Raw genomic sequence first — 20,052 nt, 5'->3', positions numbered from 1 at the left:
TTTTTTAACAGATAGATAGCTTTACACCCCTTGAAAGCTAAGGATAGGCTCCCATAGTACAATTGTATCTCCTGCCAGACTAGCCGGAATATCTATAATGCGCTGATTGCTGCTGCCCCGGTAGGGGAGTGTCGTATCTTTGAGCTCTTCGACGAACCGCCCGTCGATCACGACCTGGCAAAGCGCCAGCAGCTCCCATTCCGGTGAGCCGGGGGAAGCTGTAAGCTCCTCATACGTGTACCCGGTGTAGATCCAGACCGGGAAATCCGGCAGCTCGGCGCGCAGCTCGTGAATGAATTCTGCAGCCGCCTCTGCTGAGAAGAACGGGTCCCCGCCCGCAAGCGTCAGGCCGTCCAGCAGCGGATTGCCGGCGATTTCGCTTATGATCTCCTGCCTGCGCTGCGGTGTGAACAGCTCACCGTAATTGAAGTTCCAGGTCTTCGGATTGAAGCACCCGGGACAACGGTGGCGGCAGCCGCTGAAGAAGAGGACGGCCCGCAGGCCCTCTCCTTCGTTAATGGACTCCGGGTAATAGCCGCATATATTCATAGATGCTTAACGCGGTCCCGTACTTCGGCTTGCTTGGCGGCGTTGAAGCGGGTCTGGTAATCGCCGGTCAAATAGCCGGTTACCCGGCGCAGCCGCCGGATATGGGTTGTATCCTCATGGGCGTTGCAGGACGGGCAGTTCGTACCGATTACCCCTTCATAGCCGCAGCCCGAGCAGCGGTCGATCGGATGGTTGATGCTGAAATAGCTGATTTCCTGCTCCAGCGCATATTTGATGATTTTGACGAAGGCGGCAGGGTTGCTGCGGGCATTTCCGTTCAGCTCGACATAAGAGATTGCTCCGGCATTGCAATACTCATGAAAAGGAGCCTCGAGGCTGATTTTCTTAGCTGCACTCAGGTCGTAGTAGACGGGAATGTGGAAGGAATTCGTATAGTACTCACGGTCTGTTACTCCCGGAATGGAGCCGAGTACTTTGCGGTCCACCTTAGTGAACTTGCCGGAGAGTCCTTCGGCAGGAGTCGCGAACAGTGTAATGTTGAGATCCAGCTCTTCGCTCTTCCGGTCGCAATATTCACGCATATGGCGGACAATGGCTACAGCTTTGGCGTGGATCTCCATATCTTCGCCGTGATGCTTGCCGTACATAGCCTTCATGCATTCTGCCATCCCGATGAAGCCGATCGACAGGCTGCCGTGCTTCAGCAGTTCGCCGACGCTTTCGTCAGGTGCGAGCTGCTCTCCGCCTTCCCAGACCCCTTCACGCATCATGAAGTCAGAGGCTTTGGCCTTTTGGGCAGCCTGGATACGGAACCGGTGAAGCAGCCCGTCCAGTGCAACATCCATGTAATAGTTCAGGTCTTCGAAGAAGCCGGCCTCGTCGGCAGCCAGGCGGCGGCCGGTTATTGTACCGTAGGCAAGTCCGAGACGTACAAGATTGAGCGTGTTGAACGAAAGGTTGCCTTTACCGGAGCAGTGATTGCGTCCGAAGCGGTCGCCGAGCACCCGTGTCCGGCAGCCCATCGTAGCAAACTCGGTGTCCGGATTCTCCGGATCATAATACTGCATATTCAGCGGAGCATCCAGGTTGGCGAAGTTCGGATATAATCTGCGTGCAGAGCACTCGGCGGCCTTCAGGAACAGCTCATAGTTAGGATCGCCCGGCTGCTGGTTAACCCCTTGCTTGCATTTGAAAATCTGGATCGGGAACACCGGTGTCTCCCCGCTGCCCAGTCCGTTCATAGTGGCTGTCAGGAGTGAGCTGATGACGAGCTGGCCCTCAGGTGAGGTGCATGTACCATAGTTGATGCTGGTAAAAGGAATCTGGCCGCCTGAACGGCTGGACATTGTATTGAGGTTATGTACCATGCTCTCGGCTGCCTGCAGTGTTTCGCTTTCGGTCTCTTTCAGAGCGAAACGGAAGGCGCGCGGATACTGCTCTTCCAGATCGGTACGGCTCATCGTAATCTCACCGAGCTGCTCGCCTGCGGTACCTTCCTCGAAATACTCGAGGCCCTTGCGGAACAGCTTGGCGAAGGATTTGGTCACATAGGGAGCCAGATCGTAATCCAGCTTGTTCGCGGATACACCGCCGTACTGGGCATTCTGCTGGGACTGGAAAATAATCGCCACCAGCGACATTGCCGTCATGATTGAGTTAGGAGGGCGTACGCTGCCGTTGCCGGTGTTGAAGCCTTCGCGGAGAAGACGCTCAAACGGAATGAAGATACAGTTGGTTGTTCCGATGGCGTATTGATCCAGATCGTGAACATATACGACATTATCGAGCGTCGCTTGAACGAGCTGTGGCGGCATAGTGAAATTCCGGGCGTACCATTTGGAATACTCACTGCCGAATTTGCTCATCTTGCCGGAGAAGCTCTCCCCGTTCAAGTTGGCGTTCTCACGCAGCAAATCCAGATCCCGGCTGTCGATAATATCCTTACCCAAATGAATTACTTCTTCCAGAAGAACCTCCTGTGCAGCTTGTCCTCCGTTATATCGTTTCTCCAGCAGCGTCATGTATAGCTCTCTCCTCTCAGTATTGTAAACTTGAAGGCAATGCTTCAAGACATCAGTAAAAAGGCATCTCCGGCCAGGAAGGCGGGAAATGCCCGGATGCGCAGTGCAGCTGCCCGCATAAAGGGCAGCTGCCGGTAGTCTAAGTGGAATATACAAACGGGTATCAGAATTATGCCCAGTGGTGTGTAGAACCCGTTCCAGTACATTCCGCAGAAGGCCGATACCTGAGAGCAATATATAATTGTCCTCAGGTATCGGCAGCCTTTGGCCCGAATAACGGAAAGGCTAGCTCTGCTCTTGCAGGCCGCATACGGACACCTCACCTGTTCCTCGCAGGAGTCTGTCGGTGTCACAGAAACAGGCAGGTCTCCTGGCTTGCCGTGTACCCTCCGGCGCCTTCCCGGGAGGCTGCTGGCCTCTTAGTGGCGTCTTGCCGGAGGCTGCTGCCCTTAAGGCCGCTTAGGCCTTGGAGCGTCCGGTTACAGTGGCGGGACCGCAGCGGATTTGCACCGCGTTTCCCTATTAAGCTTCAACTCTACTAGATGAGTGAAACACCTGTTTCTACTATATTTTGTTGTTGTTAAATAAAAGTAACTCAATATATTGTGTTTGTAAACATTTTTTTGGAAATCCAGGCGTGGAGCGGCTTCCCGGGTTTTACTCACAGCTGATCCACAGTTAGTCCACAGGTAATCCACAGTCTGACTGCAAATTTTGTCTTCAATGAGTCATAAATTGTCCCAAAAGCTGCCACAAAGACTCCATAAATATAGTACGCATGTCCCTCGTGAAACTATTTTAGGGATATAGTAATAGCTTCAGGAGAAAATGAGAATTTCAGGGATAATCCCACAGAAACAGGGCTGGAAAAAGAAGCGGCAGGCTGTTTGTAGGCGGGCATGAGAAGGGTTACAATGGAGAGGAAAGGGCAGGCTGTGCACAATATTCCGGGGAGGGATTACAAAATGGCAATTGGCGAAGTAACCGTTATACCGGTCGGCACCGGCAGCACCAGTCTCAGCGGCTATGTGGCTGAAATGCAGCGTGTGCTGCAGACGGTGGAGGGAATCACCTATGAGCTTACCTCCATGGGGACGATTATTGAGGGGCCGGTTGCGCGGATTCTGGCGGCTGTGGAAGCGCTGCATGAGTCGCCGTTTACAGCAGGGGCACTGAGAGTTTCGACTTCACTCAAAATTGATGACCGGCGGGACAAGCCCTCGACAAGCCGCAGCAAGCTGGAGTCCGTTGAACGTAAGCTGCTGGGGGAATAATGCTGCTGCCTGTATTGCAGTAGGGAATGACAAGGTATGATTAAATAACCGCTAAGGAGCTGATTGTTACATGGCAGGAGAATCACCGCAAGTAGGTATTCAGATGTACACGCTGCGTGACCAGAGTGAGCAGGATTTCCTGGGCACACTGGCTAAGGTTGCCGAAATGGGATACGGGGCAGTGGAATTTGCCGGATACTTCGGCGTGCCTGCCGGGGAGCTTCGCCGTACGCTGGACAAGCTGGGGCTTAAGGCGCCCTCGGCGCATGTGGGCCTGGATTTCAGCAGCCTGGACAACATGGAGAAAGCATTATCCCAAGAGATTGAATATGCGGCAGAGCTTGGACTTCAATATATAATTACCCCGGCGGCACCCTTGCCGGAGAATCCGTCTGCCGAGGATGTAGCAGCGGTAGTTCCGTTTCTGGAGAAGGCGTCTGCGATGGTACGGGCGGCTGGCATGAAATACGGCTACCATAACCATGCCTATGAATTCCAGCAAGTGGACGGCAAGGCGATCATCGATATCTGGCTGGAGCAGATTCCGGGAGAGCATATGCTTGCAGAATTTGATCTGGGCTGGGTATACCGGGGCGGGGCCCGGCCGGTTGACTATGTCACCCGCTATGCGGGCCGTGTGCCGCTGGTTCACATTAAGGATTTCGGGGCAGATCATGAAGAAACGGACCTTGGACAAGGGGCGGTAGATTTCCAAAGCGTTTTTGATGCAGCGGAGGAAAGCGGAATTCTGTACTATATTGTCGAACAGGAGGTCTATGCGGTATCTTCGCTGGAAAGTGCCAAGCAGGCACTGGACTACTTCCGCAGACTGGGACTTGCATAGGGCTTAAGCAACATAAGAGGTTATAGACGGAAAGGGGTTGCGTTTTCTGCCGGAAGAGTTATAATATTTTTTGTTTGGCAGAGTAAGCATCCCTTTAAGCTGGTGTAGCTCAGGGGTAGAGCAACGCACTCGTAATGCGTAGGCCGGGGGTTCAATTCCCTTCACCAGCATGTTTGCAAATTCGATAGTGGCGCGGTTTCCGGGGTTTCGGGGCCGCGTCGTTTTTTATTAAACCGGCCGTCTTCTAACATTCTTCTAACCTTTAGTTAAGTAAAGTGGGGGTTTCGGTCGTTATTGCGACTTCTTTACGCGTTCCAAGGATGGAATCGCCAATGCCCCGGAGCACTGCTTAAGAGCCGGCGGTTATTGCGGTTCCTGCTGCCGTGCAGTTGCCGGTCAGTGTGGCCCAGGCACTCATTGATGATTATGTATCTCCGGCGTGGTTTACTGCTCGGCAGGCAGGTGACTCAGTAGGTATGCAGCATCTGCATAATCTTGCTAATAACCTGCGGCTGGCTGCGTGCATCCCTTTGCAGCCGGGATCAACTGCACCGTTCACACAGTTGCCGAAGAGCAATGTCCAGGAGTTGGTTTTCCGGTGGTTGTCTCCCGGCTGGCAAGCGGCAAAGGTAAAGGGCGATAAGTCGGCTATGGCTTACTACAACAACATGGCTAATCACCTGCGGGCAGCCGCGGGCATGCCGAACGAATAAAAGAGAATAATTATTAAAAGGTATAAGTTTCCGCTCATATGAACAAATATAAAGGACAGACGTTATACTAAAGTCTGTCCTGAAAAAACACTTGAACTATGAATGTATTTTTGATACATTATAAAAGTTGCTTATAACCCATTGCAAAATATTTGGGCAGACGATATAATAAAAATACAATGAGCTTGACTATCACCGAAGGCTTACGTTCCACGTGGGCTACTTAGTAGGTGAAGTGGGGCTCATTTATTTTTTGAATTGTATTGAGTGTTAACTTTAGTATACTTGGGTTCAAACTTCCAATGTCTATAAGGATGTGACCACCGATCGCTTAGATCAGAACAACCTGTTGTCGCACCGATATTAAAATTAGGATATATTTCGCGTATTCTTTTATTAATTAGTTTGTACAATTTTTCTTTTGCTCGTGTTCTTTTTCCTCGTAATCTTTGCCCCGGAGGCTTATCTTGATCTTTTCCATTTAACTTAAATTCCATAGACCCGAGAACAACATCGAGGCATTGCAATATTATGTGTTCATGTGAGGTAGCTTCGCCTATATCATCCATACTTTTGAAATGTAATTTTGATTCGACGAATATTTCCTGATACTGAAGGGAATATATAAATTTTTTAAACTCCTCATTTTTTTCTTTTTTGTCAGGAAGTTGATCCAATAAAATATATAAAGAGATAGGTTCATTTGTAGGGTTAGAATATTGAAATCCGAAAATATGTTTGAAGAATTGGTAGTACAGTAAGAAATACTCATTGCCCTTCTGTGCTTCGTTTAATCCAACTGCTTGGTACATATTATGGGTAAACATAATTCTGATTTTTACTTTGTCCTCTTTTACAAAGTCGAAAAACAAATTAATGATGTCCATATACTTTTCTAAATAGTTTTCTGTTACTTTTTGCCACTTTATTTCACCAGTAAGATTTAATTCCTCTCTTTTTTTGTTTAGTTCCTTGTTAATATAATCAAAATCAGTAGATCTGATTAAAGTCCCCCCATAAAAATTCCCAAAGTACCTCCCCTTTTTTTCAGATTCATCTGTATATATAATATATTGCAATGCATAGACCTCCATTTCCAATTCAGGGAATTATTTATTATACCATATTTCCAATTCAGGTATCATTATATAGTCCGGGTTGCAGATCATAAGGTCTTATTAAAAAAAGTCTAGGAGTTTGGGTGTCATAAGGTTTGCTAATCAATGTTATATAGCGGAAAATACATCTACAGAATGATCATTAAGAAGCCATTAGCTGATGGCTTTTTTAATTTGAATTTATCATTAATATCAAATCCATTTAGGTTTTTAAATTTTGTGAATATAAGTATAAATAAGTAATTCGAAAGTAGGGATACAGAAGGATGAATATGATGTTTAGAATAGGAGAAATTTCAAAGTTGTTTGGTATTCCTCAACAAACCTTGCGGTATTACGATAAAATCGGACTGTTTTCTCCAGCCCACGTTAATCAGGAAACAGGATATCGTTATTACACACTCAGTCAACTACAGCAATTGCATCATATTAAGGTTTTAAAAAGCATTAATCTATCCATCGCTGAAATAAAGAACTCGAGTATAGATGATTGGGATCTAAATAAACTGGACATATTGTATTCAGCACAGATTAAACACATTGAACAAAGCATTGAGGAATTAACAAAATTAAAACAGGGGATTCAGTTAAGACAAGATATTTTCAAGGCCTTGAAATCGCATCCTACAAATGAAATTGTAACTTCTGAATTTCAAGAAAGAACTATTTATAGTAAAGCTGTGAATGTTTCTTCAACAAGAGACCAGGAAACAGAGTACTATAAATCGTTCATCTCATTACCCAATTCTTTGGATTATATTAATGTAAGTCCAGGATTTATTGTGGAAAAATCCAAATTTCTACAAAACCAATTTTTAGCATCTTATTTATTTCTTGAAGATCCTTCCGTTGTACCTGAAGGTTTTGAAGAAATTCGTTTACCAAAGGGAACATACTGTTCCCTTTACATTGAGGACAGCTACTCAAAATCAAAAATGTATTACATGAAGTTTAAGAATTTCGTAAAGAAAAATAATAAAACATTACTTAGCGATGTATATGAATTTTGTTACACGGTCCTACCTAATAATAACGATATCAGCTCATGGGGGATAGTCGCTCAAATTAATCCTTGACTCTACAATGTTGGTAGGGTTTAACCTTTGATTAAGTCACAGATAAAGGAGTATAAAAATATGAAAGTGCTAATTGTTGTAGCTCACCCGAGGGAAGATTCCTTAACTATGAATGTAACAAAGCGCTTAATTAGTGGTATTGAAGCAGCTGGTAACCAATACGAATTAGTAGACCTTTACAAAGAAGGATTTAACCCTGTTCTTTTAACCTCGGACGAACCCGATTGGAATAACCCTGATAAGGTGTACTCTGAAGAGGTCCAGCGGCAGATGAAAAGAATTCAATCTAGTGAGGCTCTTGTTTTTGTATTTCCAGTTTGGTGGTATAGTGTACCCGCAATCATGAAGGGTTACCTTGACCGGGTATGGAATTTTGGTTTTGCGTATGGAAATTCAAATAAGCTTCCAGTAAAGTGTATTAGATGGATTGCTTTGACTGGGTTTACACAAGTAAAATTGGAAAAACGTAATTATCATCAAATGATGGAGCACTACTTTAACATCGGTTTATCCGGCTTTGTTGGTGTGAGAGATTCTAAAGTGCATTTTATGACAAACACTTTAGGGGAATTTGATGATCATGTTGAGCAGAATAAAGAAATTCTCTTTAACAATCATCTTGACGAGGCGTATAAAATTGGAACTCAATTATAATTATTTATACTTAAGGTGATTTGGAGAGTGAATTGAAAGTGATGTACTTGCAATTGAACAAAATTGCTTTTTCATTAGGGGCAATAAATATACACTGGTATGGTTTAATTCTTGGTATGGCAGCGTTAATTGGTTTATTATTTGTAATCTATGAAGGGAAGAAAAGATTTAATATTCCTCAGGAAGTATTCATGGATATGCTCTTGTTAGGATTACCTTCTGCTATCATCGGCGCTCGTATATATTACATTGTATTTAAATGGGATGACTACAGAGATAACATCTGGGGAGTCTTCAAAATTTGGAATGGTGGTATTGCAATTTATGGTGCATTAATTGGCGCGGTTGTATTCGCTGTAATATTTTTTCGGAAGAAAGGGTATAGTTTTTGGCGTATGGCGGATATTTGTGCTCCGGGGTTAATTGTAGGCCAATTGATTGGTCGATGGGGCAACTATGTTAATCAGGAGGCGTATGGCGGACCGGTTGAAGAAACCTTCCTCATCGAAAAATTGCATCTCCCTGACTTCATTGTCAATCAGATGGAAATTGAAGGAGTATTTCATCATCCTACATTTTTATACGAATCGTTTTGGAATTTGGTTGGCCTCATTCTATTGCTGATTTTGCGAAGGCAGAAATTTTTGCGCTCTGGTGAACTATTTATGTCTTATTTCATCTGGTATTCCGCAGGGCGTTTTTTCATAGAGGCATTGCGAACAGATAGCTTGGGCTTTCAGTCTCCGAGCTGGATCCCTTACATTGTTAATGGATTGTGGTCACCTATGATGTCCTTAGGTTTTGAACAAGGTTATCTTGATCCCGTGTATGGAAACGTAAGAATTTCACAATTACTGGCTCTCTTTATAATTATTATAGCAATAACGCTTATTGTCGTAAGAAGAGTTACTGGTAAAACAACTTCACTCTACAGTGACCCGATTGTACCTATTAAGGCTGCATCCCATATTTAATGACATTCGCAATTTGTAAGGGCTGTAGAAGGCTTTAAAGTAGCACATGATTAGTTAATTTGTTAATGAACAAGACGAATTATCTATTGCTATTGTTTTATTCAAAACTAAAGACATACAAGTGGACCTCGTATAGTTATTTGGCGGGGTTCTTCTGCGTCTATTCTTCGACTTGTTTACTCCAGTACCCATCGAAAATTCGATCGTATGCTTTAACCACTGGTTCCAGATCTTCTAATGTAAGATTACGGCGGACAAGCATGGAATGAGCAGCGAAATTTGCTACGTAGTTGTTTGCTGCACTGACCAAATCCTTGGGATCAGTTGAAGCTGCGGATTGCAATATAGCTCGATAATGGTATTCTTCCCAATCCATAACCATTACTACTCCTCTTTGGTCATTTCCTCCTGAGCCAGCTTTAACCTTGGAGGAGATAATAATGAGAGTAAGGTTTAAGTGCCCATTTAACGGAATACCCATCATTGGTGATTGGGAAGACTTTGAAATGTTTTTCGACTTAGAAGATGAAGAAGCAGCCAACAAAGATTACACGGAAGAACAAATTGCAGAAGCGGAAGAATGGTGTTGCAAACGCAGAGGACTTATATTTGACACCGAGCGTCGTGCAAATTACTTTCTTGAAATAAACGGAATTCAGGAATGTTGGGAGAGATGGTAAGCTGTCCGTCTGAAGATGGATCCAGTAGAAAAATAAAATATGGTGGGCAACAGCCCTTTAAAGGAGGCACTCAAATGCTAAATGTGATAACTTGGATTATTATAATTGCCGCGCTGGCAGTCTCGGTAGTTGCGCTAATTAAAGCTCGGGGACGGCGTTAACGCTGCCCCCAATTCTCCCTCAGATTTAGCTTCTGTTCATTTATTTATTGGTAAATGAGCGAATACTTTCTTCTAACAAGACTTCTAACGGCATCCAAATATCTAAAAACCTCCTTAAGTATCTATACGTATTTTCGGTATATAAATTATGCTTATAAACCACTATAAAGCCTAGTAAATACTAGCTTGGTCGCACTCGTAATGCGTAGGCCGGGGGTTCAATTCCCTTCACCAGCATCCCGAATAACTTAATTAAGGCGCAGCTTCCGGAATTTCCGGGGCTGCGCCTTTTTGAATTGCACTGCCCGGAGTCGGAGCTGCTGCTGACATTGTTCGTGGTTGCTTCAGGTAATCACGGTGTCAGAGTAACCGGCTACGATGTTCTGTGCGCCGGTGCTGGTATCCATCCAGATGCCGATATATCCGCCGGGGGGAACCGATGAAATATCGATATAATCCCCTATTACGGTGACCGGGGTTACGCTGCCGGCGTTAGGATCGAAGGAGGTATTGGTGATTCTGGTATTGGTGAAGCTCTGACCCCCGTTAATGGAGCGGGCGACATAAACGTCCAGCAGGAAGCCGTTTACCTGGTTGCTGTAATAGATAATGTTCACTACGCCAAGCAGGGGGTCAACATCAATGGCAGGGAAGAAATTCTGTGAACCGGCCGGTGCGCCGGTAATGCTGACCGGGCTGGACCAACTCGTTCCCGTGTTATCCGAGAAGGACATGAGGATGTCGGAGTATCCCTGCCTGAAATCCTGCCAGACGGCATAAGCCCGGCCGCTAAACGGGCCGGAGGAGCGGTCGGTTGACACATTTGCAAAGGTCAGCACGCGGAAGGCGTAGCCGGGTACGGGAAGAACTGTCGGGACCGGAGTGACCTCGGACACGAGCCGCTGGGGGGCGAAGGTGGTTCCTCCGTCCAGTGAGATTCTGACAAAAAAGCGTGAGGGGGTATTTACCGTGACCCAGGCACCGTAGACGGTACCTACCAAGTCAAAGGCGACATCAGGGCGCTCTACCTGGTCCGAGATGCTGGACAGCACGATAGGCTGATCCCAAGTGGTTCCGCCATCCCGGGACCGGCTGAAGAAGGCGGTGGAGTTCCCGCCGTTCGCCACATTAAACTGATGATTATAGGTTACATACGTGTTACCCAGGTAGGGGCTGGATTGTCCGACATCAATTGTTACGTTCGTCTCATCATTATTGATGTATACGCCATAGCCGCTGTTGACAATGACCGGCGGGCTGAAGGTAGCGCCGTTATCGGTAGACTTATAGATAACGGTAGTTCCGTCCGACGCTCCGGGAAAGACATGGGCGGTCACTACAAAGGTGCTGGGGAAGCCATAAGCAACTACCGGCGCTTCGGCTCCGGTGAAGCCCGGAGGCAGAGGCAGCATGGAGTTGCTCCAGTTGGCACCTCCGTCCAGTGAACGGTACAGTCCGGTCATTGGTACACCAGTAGTGAAATCTACAGCGACTGCAACCATAATTCCGGGAATAAGCAGGTTTACAGCGATCGATGGTTCGAATTTCGGAAGCAAGCCGGTGGTGACCTGGAAGTTGAAATTAGTCATGTCCTAATGCTCCTTCTTTTTAATAACAGGTTATGTTTATAGGCCGCAGTTGGTTGTGTCATTGACCAGTAGAGGAATATTCCATGATTGTACCGGGAAGCGAGCCCGATACTATAACCCTGCAATTGAATAGAATGATAGAAAACAGAAAGGAGTGAGGAACATGCCGTATACTACAGGTCTGATTACCAATACACGGGCTACAGGAACAGCAGCCAGCAACATTGCAGTCAGCGTGCGCAATCTGGGCACACTGGCGGCTACAATTATTGTGGAGATTTTTGCTGTGCCGATCACTACCCTGACGCTTGTCCCGGTGTATGTCAGCGGGTACACTGTTGCCGGTGGTGCAGCGGATATCCGGGAGTTTTTTATCGCAGGCAATGTGTCTTATGAGGTTCAGATCAGCAATACTGACGGGATGTCCAAGGTTGCATTCTCTTCGTTTGGCTTGGACGAATTCGGTAATCTGGTCACGGAACAGCGGGTGCTGCAGTCGGAATTTACACCGATTGATGTATTCTCCTGGCCGATTTAGGGCAGCTGTATCTGACAGGAATGAGGCGGAGACCGCTCTTTGCAGCGGCCTTCCGCTTTTTTTTGTCCGTTCAGCCGGAGGCAGGGCGGTTACACAGGCAATAAGCAGGAAGTGAAATACACTATTGGTATGCCTGCACAGAAAGGAGGGGGAAGCTGATGGATACAGGGGTAGTGATGCCTGTCTACACGCAAAGGCCGGATTTTCTGCATCAGGCCCTTGAATCAGTTCTTCAGCAATCACTTAAGGAATTTCATCTGATCATTGTTATTGATGGCGATCCGGACATGCTTCCGCTGGTCAGATTGTATACTGCCGGTGATCCCCGGGTATCCGTTATCTCTCATTCCAGCAATAAAGGTGTGGCGCATGCCTTGAACACCGGGTTTAATCTTCTCTTTACGGATGAGCGGATAAAATACTTAACGTGGGTGTCGAGTGACAATGTGTATAATCCCCGGTTTCTGGAGCTTCTGAGGGCAGCGTTAGCTAAAGGGCGGGAGGAGCTGGGGCTCGTGTACAGTTCTTTTCAGAGTATAGACAATAACGGGAAGCAGCTGAATGATGAACATCAGTTAGCGGCGCTCCGCCAATATCAGTCACAGCCCAAGGAGAAGCTGCTGGACTCCTCCATTATTGGGGTCTCCTTCATGTATAAAGCCGGGATTGCCCGGCTCGTCGGGGATTACGGCATGCAGCCGGTAGAGGACTATGATTATTGGCTGCGGATGACCGAGTATTGCGATATCCGGTATATTCCCGTGGAATTGATGAATTACCGGGTGAATTCATCTTTTAGTGTATCGGCACAGCTGCTTACCACCGAGCATCACCGCAGATGGCGGTATATGTATCATCTGACCCGGCTTCAGGCACGCAACCGCAGAAATATCCATCCCGTCCTTACTGTTCTGTATCCTGTGGAAGCGGCGGGGGATTATGTGTTGGCGGAGAGTTTTTATGAGCAGACATTCAGCAATTACATTTTCAGAGTGCTTGACCTGTCGCTTAGTTCCCGGCCTTCCATCGAACTCGCCGCTATTGCTCATCCGACTACGGATTTCAGCTGGATGCCTGGTGCTGCCGTGCAGCATGCGCTTTACAGAAGTCTCGAGCATATCGGTACGCCCTTTACCATGATCCTCGGACCGGAGCAGTTTAAGGGTTATCTGGATGTTCAATATATGCTGGACAATTTAATCCTGACCGGGGATGCGGCTATTTCCAACTATTATACAGATGACCACACGCAGATCGGTTACCGCCATAAAAGTACGCCCTCTGTCAAAGACAACCTGTACAATGAGCTTTTCCGGACGGACGCGCTGAAGGAGCTGTTGGGCAGCTCTATCTAATCATTATAGAATTTGTAAGAGTGCGGGGTTGTTGAAAAAATACTGTGCAGAATGAGTGATGTTATGAAAATATTATTTTCGTTTTATAACCCGAGCGGCGGAATGGAGACTTTAAACCGGATCCGCTGCAAGGCACTGGCCGCAAAAGGGATTGAATGCCATCTGCTCTACACCCATAACGGGGAGGGGAGGCATAATATCCGCAATGTGCCTACGCATATTATCAGCAGTGATCACGACATCCGGAATTTGCTGGAGCGGGAGCAGTTTGATCTGATCGTTGTTTGTACGGACATCTATCTTGCTGAGCGGATCCGGAAATTCGGGTACCGGGGGCTCCTTGTCTTCGAGATCCAGGGACTGGGCGTAATTGAAGAGGCCAGGCAGATTATCGAGGACTTCAAGGAACGGATCTGCAGATATGCGGATGCGCTGCTGTACCCGGAGACGCCCCATTTGCAAAAGCTGCTCCAGGAAAAGATAACCTGTATTCCCCACTTTTGTTTCGATGATCCGGTGGATGCACGGGACTTCGGCTATACTGCGTACCCGGTGAAGGATTATCCGGTTATCGGCTGGGTAGGGCGTCTGCAGGTCAATAAAAACTGGCGGGAGTTTCTGCAAATCGGCCTGCAGCTGATGAAGCATAATTCGGAGCTGTACTTATGGGTTTTTCAGGATGATACACTGTATGATCCGGCAGAAAAAGTTGATTTCGAACGGTTTGTGGCCGAGAATAATATGAGCCCGCGCCTGATTATGTATTCAAATATTCCGCATGAGCAGATGGCGGATTATTTCAGCATTATTGGTGATTCGGGAGGGCTGCTGTGTTCAACCTCCATCCTTGAAGGCTTTGGTTATGCTGTAGCTGAAGCGATGTTATGCCGCTGCCCTGTGCTGACTACAGATTCCGATGGTATACGCCGGCTTGTGATCGACGGCCGCACCGGGAGGATCTATCAGCGGGGACAGGTGGAGCAGGCTGTGGGAACGGCGCTGGCGTTAATGCGTAAGGATGGCAGAAGAGAATACATGCGGAGGAATGGGCAGGAGCATGTCGAAATGAATCTGTCACCGGATCTGTACGCAAATCGGCTGCTCGGCATGTACAGCAGCTTGTGTAAGGGGTATCCCATGAAATAACTCTGGAAATTTTACAAATTGGTATAGGATGTATAATATAAAATACAGCTAAGAAGTTATACACAGCGCGACTTCCCGGCACGGGAACTGCGCTTTTTGTTTGTACATAACAGGAGGTAAGGCGCGTATGAAATGTCTGACGATCCGCCAGCCGTGGGCAACCTTAATCGCGCTCGGAGAAAAGCAAATCGAAACCCGTTCCTGGCGTACCGCCTACAGAGGGGAGCTGGCTATCCACGCAGGAATACAGGTGGATAAGGAGATATGCAGGAGTGAGCCGTATCTGTCCGTCCTTGCCCGGCACGGCTATACGGCGGACAACCTGCCGGCAGGAAAGATCCTTGCCACCGGCCGTCTGGCGGATTGCTGCGAGGTTACATCCGATTTGGCCATGCAGGGCTGGCCCGGCGGGAACGAGTATGTATTTGGTGATTATGCGGAAGGGCGGTTTGCCTGGAAGCTTGAAGAGATAAGTCTGCTGGCTGAGCCGGTTTCCGCCAAGGGGCGGCTGGGGTTCTGGGAGTTTCCCGGAATTTAAGCAAATTTTTATCCGGCTATCAGCTTCTTTTCAGGTAGAGGATGTATATTGAGGTTACCAGACATCCCCCGGTGTAATATGGTACTTAAGGTCTTGCCGTTTACGGCGGGACCTATTTTTTTGCTAGCGGGACAAGAGGGCCTGCGGCTGTATCCAGACCCAGGTATCTGCGCATTTGCATAGTGGCCTCAACAGAAATCACGTCATCCAGCAGCAGTATCCGTTCATGGTAGCCTCTGCAGATAAATCTGACCTCGGCGCCGGCCGCCAGCCAGTTCTGTTCATAGATTCTAAGCCCGCGAGTCCGCATCTCGGCCCGTATAGCCCGCAGATCGGCACTGGCGGCATTGAGCGCTGAATGAAGGGCTTCCAGGTAAGGTGCGGGGGTGCGCAGCTCTAAGGATATTATAGAAGAATCATGTTCAAAGGCGGTTACAATGAACGGAATCAGTATATATAATTTCACCAGCAGATAGTCCCGGGCCTCTGCTCTCTGCATGAATAAATCACCTCCAAAGGGAACGTATATTCGTATATTAACCCGGAGTCCTTAAAATAATCAATGGTATTTATAAAATACATAGCGATAATGTGACATAATTCACAATAAAATCAGACGATATGATTTATATTAAAATCAAATAATAAATATTTTAAATAAATTTGAATTGAAGGAGAATGGCGATGAGTCATGAAGGAAATCTCCGCCGTGGTTTAGTATTCGGTCTGCTGTTTAGCATTCCACTCTGGGTCTCAATGATCGGCTGGATTCAATTGCTCTAAGCTGCTGCGATCTGCGTGCAGCTTTATCTATAAATGCTCTGGAAATGTCGATTAAAGGCTGCTGCGGGGAAGGGCCTTGGCGACAGTTTTTGCAGAGGCAGATTAACTTCGGGACAACGCGACTCCGGGGGGCCATTGAAGGGAACGGTTACTGTCCTAAGGGGGAGAGAAGCCGTTTCTTTTTTATTAATTGAAACAGGACTATTTTACTATGATGATATAACCCATTATGAGAACGTATGATCTTAATAATTAAATTGAATCTCGCTAAAACATTCGAAAAAGCGACTTTCTTTGCAAAGGGTTTGTAGAATGATAATGAAAAAAACCTTGAAAAATAAGGGTTTTTCGTGGAGTTTAAATTAATCTGAGGATGGATAATTAATTGGAAATATATTGACATGATCTGGCCGAGCGCATACACTGAAATTGGTTCTGAAGTAGTGGAAGAATAGAATTTGTCTTGTTTGTACATAAGCTCAAATTAATTTCATATGATCATGTATAAACGCAAACCGATTCGAAAGAGCGGGACGCAAAGTCAGGAATCTAATGCCGCTTTAGCACAGGCTATGGTCGTCCGGCCACCGTGAAGTTAACCCTTCGTGGCGGTCTTTTTGTTGTTATAGCATGGCGACAGTTTCATAGAATAGCTGAATAGGAGGTGTAGATTATTGAGAAAAAGAGTGAGTAAGACGGCCGTCTTTCTGTTGACGGGCGTTTTGACAGTGAGCAGCGCCTTCAGCTGGGGCTGGGATGCAGAAGCGGCTTCAAACAAGCCATTTGTCCCTATACCCGCGTTAGAGGCTGCAGGCGGAGTGAACGCTTTGATCTTTAGGGATTTCAAGCAAACACTGGATCTGAATGAGCGGAATATTGCAGTTGGCAGCGATATATCGCGGAGTGAAGATTATACAGCTGCGCAATCCTCGAATGAGCAGGCTGCTAATGACTTTGTCACACTGACAATACGTCCAACAACGAAACCGACGGCAACTCCAAAGTGCACACCGACGCCGAAGCCGACGGCAACACCAACAGCGACACCGAAGCCGACAGCTACACCAACGGCGACACCGAAGCCGACAACTACACCAACGGCAACGCCGAAGCCAACAGCAACCCCAACGGCGACACCAAAGCCGACAGCTACACCAACGGCGACACCGAAGCCGACAGCGACACCGAAGCCGACAGCAACACCAACGGCGACACCGAAGCCGACAGCGACACCAACGGCAACGCCGAAGCCAACGGCGACACCGAAGTGTACACCAAAACCGACACCGACAGTCAAACCTACATCAACGCCGAAGCCGACAGCAACACCAACGGCGACACCGAAGCCGAACACCAACGGCAACACCAACGGCGACACCAAGCCAACAGCGACACCGAAGCCGACAGCGACACCAACGGCGACACCGAAGCCGACAGCGACACCAACGGAAGACACCCAACGAAGCACCGACGCCGACACCGACGACCAACGGCAACGGCCGACACCGAAGCCGCCAACGCCGACGATAGCACCAACGAACACCAACACACCGCCGACAGCACACCAACGGCACGCCGAAGCCAACGGCGACACCGAAGTGTACACCAAAACCGACACCGACAGTCAAACCTACATCAACGCCGAAGCCGACAGCGACACCAACGGCGACACCGAAGCCAACGGCAACCCCAACGGCAACGTCAAAGCCGACAGCTACACCAACGGCGACACCGAAGCCAACGGCGACACCGAAGTGTACACCAAAACCGACACCGACAGTCAAACCTACATCAACGCCGAAGCCTACACCAACGCCGACGATAGCACCAACGCCAACACCGACAGCTGCACCGACGCCAACGCCGACGATAGCACCAACGCCAACACCGACAGCACCGACGCCAACGCCAACAATTGCACCAACGCCAACACCGACGATAGCACCAACGCCAACACCGACGATAGCACCAACGCCAACACCAACAGCCGCACCGACGCCAACGCCAACGATAGCACCAACGCCAACGCCGACGATAGCACCAACGCCAACACCAACAGCAGCACCGACGCCAACGCCAACAATTGCACCAACGCCAACACCAACAGCCGCACCGACGCCAACGCCAACGATAGCACCAACGCCAACGCCGACGATAGCACCAACGCCAACACCGACGATAGCACCAACGCCAACACCAACAGCCGCACCGACGCCAACGCCGACGATAGCACCAACGCCAACACCAACAGCCGTACCGACGCCAACGCCGACGATAGCACCAACGCCAACACCAACAGCCGCACCGACGCCAACTCCGACGATAGCACCAACGCCAACCCGACAGCCGCAGCCAACGTACGACACCAACGCCGACGATAGCACCAACAGCACCAACACCCAACACCGACAATCGCACCAACGCCAACGGTAGCACCGACGCCAACCCCAGAACCGACACCAACGGTAGCACCAACGCCAACCCCAGAGCCGACACCAACGGTAGCACCAACGCCAACCCCAGAGCCGACACCAACGGTAACACCAACCCCAACCCCAGAACCGACACCAACACCCAACGCCAACCCCAGACCGACACCACACACCAACGCCAACCCCAGAACACCGAACACCCCAGAACCGACACCAACACCAACACCGACACCGACACCAACACCGACACCGACACCGACACCGACACCGACACCGACACCGACACCGACACCGACACCGACACCGACACCGACACCGACACCGACACCGACACCGACACCGACACCAACACCGACACCAACGCCGACACCGACACCGACACCGACACCAACGCCGACGCCGACACCGACACCAACGCCGACACCAACACCAACACCAACACCAACACCGACACCAACACCGACACCAGCGCCAACAGCGCCGCCAACACCGACGCCGACACCAGCGCCAACAGCACCGCCAACACCGACGCCGACACCAGCGCCAACAGCACCGCCAACACCAACGCCGACGCCAGCGCCAACAGCCCCGCCAACTGCAGTAACAACACCGGCTCCAATAACACCGCCATTTATTTTTGCCACACCAACACCGACGCCGGTAATCCCGGTTGTAATAATCGTCGATGATCCTCTGCCTTTGGGTCCAGTAGCAACTGCGGTGCCATCAGCCACACCTAAACCGGCCGTGGCAACACCAGCACCAACCGCAACGCCGATGGTGACCATCATTGATGAAGAGATGCCCCTAGGCAGTGTCCCGGCCGTAGCAACTTTACCGAAGACCGGTGAATCAAGTCCATTCCCTTATTATTTGGCAGGAGTAATGCTTGCGGGATTAGGGATATTCCTCGGTAGAAAATCAAGATCAGGGAAACGTAAATAAACTAAAGAGTTAGGCTCTTCCCGAAAAAGCTGGCGGTATCACCGCTGAACGGGACAGGGGCTGCTTGGGGAGAAGACGTCCTCCCGCAGGCAGCTCTTTTTTATGTGGATAGATGCTGCATAAGCTTACTCGGAACGGTGTGGTATAATTTTTGCAATATTTCCTGCGGAAGCTGAATACGTTAGAAGAACTGCAATCAATACAAGAAGGGCTGGAATCCTATCTTGATTTACTTAAATTTGCGATATTTAAAAATAGTTCTTTTAGCGCAGTTTCAAAAAAGCATGATCGTTTATTGCGGAGTATGAAAAGAAGAAGGGAGATTAGGGAGAAAACTGCTGCATTTGGCGTTAAATCCTTGTATAGTGCTGCATTGGGAGATTTTAAGGGGGAAATAATTCAAAAATTCACAAAGGAATTAATTGACAACAGGCAGAGGGAGCAGATAAACTGAAAATAGTTCCAGAGTAACGAATGTCATAGACTTTTCACTGTAGATATGATTTAGTGCATAATTTCACAACATAATAACTTACTCACGTATAAAAGCAAACCGTACGAAAGTGCGGGACGCAAAGTCAAGGAATCTAAAGCGCCTGACAGCGCCATGATCGTCCGGCTGCCGTAAAGAGCATACTCTCTTTCCGGCGGCCTTTTTTTGTTATATGAAACAAGGCATTTATTATATTAACTGTGAGGTG

General features: G+C 48.3%; 21 protein-coding genes, 1 tRNA gene and 3 riboswitches. Of the genes, 15 read left to right on the top strand and 7 right to left on the bottom strand.

Going from position 1 to position 20,052, the window contains the following annotated elements:
• Positions 1-21: 21 nt before the first annotated feature.
• Positions 22-549, bottom strand: a complete 528-nt coding sequence (nrdG, locus tag LOS79_RS22615; protein ID WP_315412510.1) for an anaerobic ribonucleoside-triphosphate reductase activating protein — start codon at positions 547-549, stop codon at positions 22-24.
• A complete protein-coding gene (locus LOS79_RS22610; RefSeq protein ID WP_315412509.1) occupies positions 546-2,531 on the bottom strand; it encodes an anaerobic ribonucleoside triphosphate reductase in 1,986 nt (661 codons plus the stop codon). Before LOS79_RS22610 ends, nrdG begins: the two co-directional genes overlap by 4 nt.
• A gap of 342 nt (positions 2,532-2,873) precedes the next feature.
• Positions 2,874-3,105: riboswitch (cobalamin riboswitch) on the bottom strand.
• 391 nt (positions 3,106-3,496) lie between these two features.
• Between LOS79_RS22610 and LOS79_RS22605 the strand changes: the two genes are divergently transcribed.
• The 4 genes from LOS79_RS22605 (at position 3,497) to LOS79_RS22590 (ending at position 5,362) form a co-directional block, all read left to right on the top strand.
• Positions 3,497-3,805 carry an MTH1187 family thiamine-binding protein gene (locus LOS79_RS22605; protein ID WP_315412508.1) on the top strand — a complete coding sequence of 103 codons (309 nt, stop codon included), beginning with the start codon at positions 3,497-3,499 and terminating at the stop codon, positions 3,803-3,805.
• A 70-nt stretch (positions 3,806-3,875) separates the two neighbouring features.
• Positions 3,876-4,649: a sugar phosphate isomerase/epimerase family protein gene (locus LOS79_RS22600; protein ID WP_315412506.1), complete on the top strand. Its 774-nt coding sequence runs from the start codon at positions 3,876-3,878 to the stop codon at positions 4,647-4,649.
• A gap of 98 nt (positions 4,650-4,747) precedes the next feature.
• Positions 4,748-4,819: transfer RNA gene (locus LOS79_RS22595), tRNA-Thr, on the top strand.
• A gap of 213 nt (positions 4,820-5,032) precedes the next feature.
• Positions 5,033-5,362, top strand: coding sequence for a hypothetical protein (locus LOS79_RS22590; protein ID WP_315412505.1), 330 nt, complete (start codon positions 5,033-5,035; stop codon positions 5,360-5,362).
• 242 nt (positions 5,363-5,604) lie between these two features.
• Here the strand turns inward: LOS79_RS22590 and LOS79_RS22585 are convergent, their stop codons facing one another.
• Positions 5,605-6,441: a DUF3800 domain-containing protein gene (locus LOS79_RS22585; RefSeq protein ID WP_315412504.1), complete on the bottom strand. Its 837-nt coding sequence runs from the start codon at positions 6,439-6,441 to the stop codon at positions 5,605-5,607.
• A gap of 305 nt (positions 6,442-6,746) precedes the next feature.
• On the opposite strand from LOS79_RS22585, the gene LOS79_RS22580 reads away from it, so the two are divergent.
• The 3 genes from LOS79_RS22580 to lgt are packed head-to-tail and all read left to right on the top strand — an operon-like array spanning position 6,747 to position 9,184.
• A complete protein-coding gene (locus tag LOS79_RS22580) occupies positions 6,747-7,556 on the top strand; it encodes a MerR family transcriptional regulator (RefSeq protein ID WP_315412503.1) in 810 nt (269 codons plus the stop codon).
• Positions 7,557-7,616: 60 nt separating this feature from the next.
• The gene (locus tag LOS79_RS22575; RefSeq protein WP_315412502.1) at positions 7,617-8,210 is read left to right on the top strand and encodes an NAD(P)H oxidoreductase; all 594 of its coding nucleotides are present in this window, start codon (positions 7,617-7,619) and stop codon (positions 8,208-8,210) included.
• Positions 8,211-8,251: 41 nt separating this feature from the next.
• Positions 8,252-9,184: a prolipoprotein diacylglyceryl transferase gene (gene lgt, locus LOS79_RS22570; protein WP_315422393.1), complete on the top strand. Its 933-nt coding sequence runs from the start codon at positions 8,252-8,254 to the stop codon at positions 9,182-9,184.
• A 160-nt stretch (positions 9,185-9,344) separates the two neighbouring features.
• Here lgt and LOS79_RS22565 read toward each other — a convergent pair whose 3' ends face one another.
• On the bottom strand, positions 9,345-9,560 hold the full coding sequence (locus tag LOS79_RS22565) for a hypothetical protein (RefSeq protein WP_315412501.1): 216 nt from the start codon (positions 9,558-9,560) through the stop codon (positions 9,345-9,347).
• A 64-nt stretch (positions 9,561-9,624) separates the two neighbouring features.
• Between LOS79_RS22565 and LOS79_RS22560 the strand changes: the two genes are divergently transcribed.
• Positions 9,625-9,864, top strand: coding sequence for a hypothetical protein (locus tag LOS79_RS22560; protein ID WP_315412499.1), 240 nt, complete (start codon positions 9,625-9,627; stop codon positions 9,862-9,864).
• 505 nt (positions 9,865-10,369) lie between these two features.
• Here LOS79_RS22560 and LOS79_RS22555 read toward each other — a convergent pair.
• Positions 10,370-11,614: a sialidase family protein gene (locus tag LOS79_RS22555; protein WP_315412497.1), complete on the bottom strand. Its 1,245-nt coding sequence runs from the start codon at positions 11,612-11,614 to the stop codon at positions 10,370-10,372.
• 163 nt (positions 11,615-11,777) lie between these two features.
• Here LOS79_RS22555 and LOS79_RS22550 point away from each other — a divergent pair, with 163 nt between their 5' ends.
• From LOS79_RS22550 to LOS79_RS22535, 4 genes are all read left to right on the top strand, one after another.
• A complete protein-coding gene (locus tag LOS79_RS22550) occupies positions 11,778-12,152 on the top strand; it encodes a hypothetical protein (RefSeq protein WP_315412495.1) in 375 nt (124 codons plus the stop codon).
• A gap of 158 nt (positions 12,153-12,310) precedes the next feature.
• A complete protein-coding gene (locus LOS79_RS22545; protein ID WP_315412493.1) occupies positions 12,311-13,507 on the top strand; it encodes a glycosyltransferase family 2 protein in 1,197 nt (398 codons plus the stop codon).
• A gap of 102 nt (positions 13,508-13,609) precedes the next feature.
• Complete coding sequence (locus LOS79_RS22540) at positions 13,610-14,653, top strand: glycosyltransferase family 4 protein (protein WP_315412491.1); 1,044 nt, start codon at positions 13,610-13,612, stop codon at positions 14,651-14,653.
• Positions 14,654-14,780: 127 nt separating this feature from the next.
• The gene (locus LOS79_RS22535) at positions 14,781-15,191 is read left to right on the top strand and encodes an ASCH domain-containing protein (RefSeq protein WP_315412490.1); all 411 of its coding nucleotides are present in this window, start codon (positions 14,781-14,783) and stop codon (positions 15,189-15,191) included.
• A gap of 112 nt (positions 15,192-15,303) precedes the next feature.
• Here LOS79_RS22535 and LOS79_RS22530 read toward each other — a convergent pair whose 3' ends face one another.
• Together LOS79_RS22530 and LOS79_RS22525 are read right to left on the bottom strand one after the other, a co-directional pair.
• On the bottom strand, positions 15,304-15,690 hold the full coding sequence (locus tag LOS79_RS22530; protein WP_315412489.1) for a YhjD family protein: 387 nt from the start codon (positions 15,688-15,690) through the stop codon (positions 15,304-15,306).
• Between the two features lie 783 nt (positions 15,691-16,473).
• A riboswitch (cyclic di-GMP riboswitch) is annotated at positions 16,474-16,566 on the top strand.
• Between the two features lie 318 nt (positions 16,567-16,884).
• On the bottom strand, positions 16,885-17,340 hold the full coding sequence (locus LOS79_RS22525) for a hypothetical protein (protein WP_315412488.1): 456 nt from the start codon (positions 17,338-17,340) through the stop codon (positions 16,885-16,887).
• A 232-nt stretch (positions 17,341-17,572) separates the two neighbouring features.
• Here LOS79_RS22525 and LOS79_RS22520 point away from each other — a divergent pair, with 232 nt between their 5' ends.
• The 3 genes from LOS79_RS22520 to LOS79_RS22510 all read left to right on the top strand — a co-directional run bounded on the left by LOS79_RS22520 (position 17,573) and on the right by LOS79_RS22510 (position 19,805).
• Entirely contained in the window at positions 17,573-18,355 is a 783-nt protein-coding gene (locus tag LOS79_RS22520; protein WP_315412487.1) for a hypothetical protein, read from the top strand.
• Positions 18,356-19,183: 828 nt separating this feature from the next.
• Entirely contained in the window at positions 19,184-19,351 is a 168-nt protein-coding gene (locus LOS79_RS22515) for an LPXTG cell wall anchor domain-containing protein (protein ID WP_315422390.1), read from the top strand.
• A 304-nt stretch (positions 19,352-19,655) separates the two neighbouring features.
• The gene (locus tag LOS79_RS22510; protein WP_315412486.1) at positions 19,656-19,805 is read left to right on the top strand and encodes a hypothetical protein; all 150 of its coding nucleotides are present in this window, start codon (positions 19,656-19,658) and stop codon (positions 19,803-19,805) included.
• A gap of 83 nt (positions 19,806-19,888) precedes the next feature.
• Positions 19,889-19,978, top strand: a riboswitch (cyclic di-GMP riboswitch).
• Positions 19,979-20,052 lie beyond the last annotated feature (74 nt).

This window comes from Paenibacillus sp. MMS20-IR301, assembly GCF_032302195.1.
Taxonomy (GTDB): domain Bacteria; phylum Bacillota; class Bacilli; order Paenibacillales; family Paenibacillaceae; genus Paenibacillus_AQ.
The sequence above is the reverse complement of the archived record's forward strand: the minus strand, read 5'-3'. Positions and strand labels throughout refer to the sequence as shown.

Excerpts from the sequence above, each read along its gene's own strand:
- nrdG (WP_315412510.1), bottom strand. The coding sequence starts at position 549 with ATGAATATATGCGGCTATTACCCGGAGTCCATTAACGAAGGAGAGGGC.
- LOS79_RS22610 (WP_315412509.1), bottom strand. The coding sequence starts at position 2,531 with ATGACGCTGCTGGAGAAACGATATAACGGAGGACAAGCTGCACAGGAG.
- LOS79_RS22605 (WP_315412508.1), top strand. The coding sequence starts at position 3,497 with ATGGCAATTGGCGAAGTAACCGTTATACCGGTCGGCACCGGCAGCACC.
- LOS79_RS22600 (WP_315412506.1), top strand. The coding sequence starts at position 3,876 with ATGGCAGGAGAATCACCGCAAGTAGGTATTCAGATGTACACGCTGCGT.
- LOS79_RS22580 (WP_315412503.1), top strand. The coding sequence starts at position 6,747 with ATGAATATGATGTTTAGAATAGGAGAAATTTCAAAGTTGTTTGGTATT.
- LOS79_RS22575 (WP_315412502.1), top strand. The coding sequence starts at position 7,617 with ATGAAAGTGCTAATTGTTGTAGCTCACCCGAGGGAAGATTCCTTAACT.
- lgt (WP_315422393.1), top strand. The coding sequence starts at position 8,252 with ATGTACTTGCAATTGAACAAAATTGCTTTTTCATTAGGGGCAATAAAT.
- LOS79_RS22565 (WP_315412501.1), bottom strand. The coding sequence starts at position 9,560 with ATGGATTGGGAAGAATACCATTATCGAGCTATATTGCAATCCGCAGCT.
- LOS79_RS22560 (WP_315412499.1), top strand. The coding sequence starts at position 9,625 with ATGAGAGTAAGGTTTAAGTGCCCATTTAACGGAATACCCATCATTGGT.
- LOS79_RS22555 (WP_315412497.1), bottom strand. The coding sequence starts at position 11,614 with ATGACTAATTTCAACTTCCAGGTCACCACCGGCTTGCTTCCGAAATTC.
- LOS79_RS22550 (WP_315412495.1), top strand. The coding sequence starts at position 11,778 with ATGCCGTATACTACAGGTCTGATTACCAATACACGGGCTACAGGAACA.
- LOS79_RS22545 (WP_315412493.1), top strand. The coding sequence starts at position 12,311 with ATGGATACAGGGGTAGTGATGCCTGTCTACACGCAAAGGCCGGATTTT.
- LOS79_RS22540 (WP_315412491.1), top strand. The coding sequence starts at position 13,610 with ATGGAGACTTTAAACCGGATCCGCTGCAAGGCACTGGCCGCAAAAGGG.
- LOS79_RS22535 (WP_315412490.1), top strand. The coding sequence starts at position 14,781 with ATGAAATGTCTGACGATCCGCCAGCCGTGGGCAACCTTAATCGCGCTC.
- LOS79_RS22530 (WP_315412489.1), bottom strand. The coding sequence starts at position 15,690 with ATGCAGAGAGCAGAGGCCCGGGACTATCTGCTGGTGAAATTATATATA.
- LOS79_RS22515 (WP_315422390.1), top strand. The coding sequence starts at position 19,184 with ATGGTGACCATCATTGATGAAGAGATGCCCCTAGGCAGTGTCCCGGCC.
- LOS79_RS22510 (WP_315412486.1), top strand. The coding sequence starts at position 19,656 with ATGAAAAGAAGAAGGGAGATTAGGGAGAAAACTGCTGCATTTGGCGTT.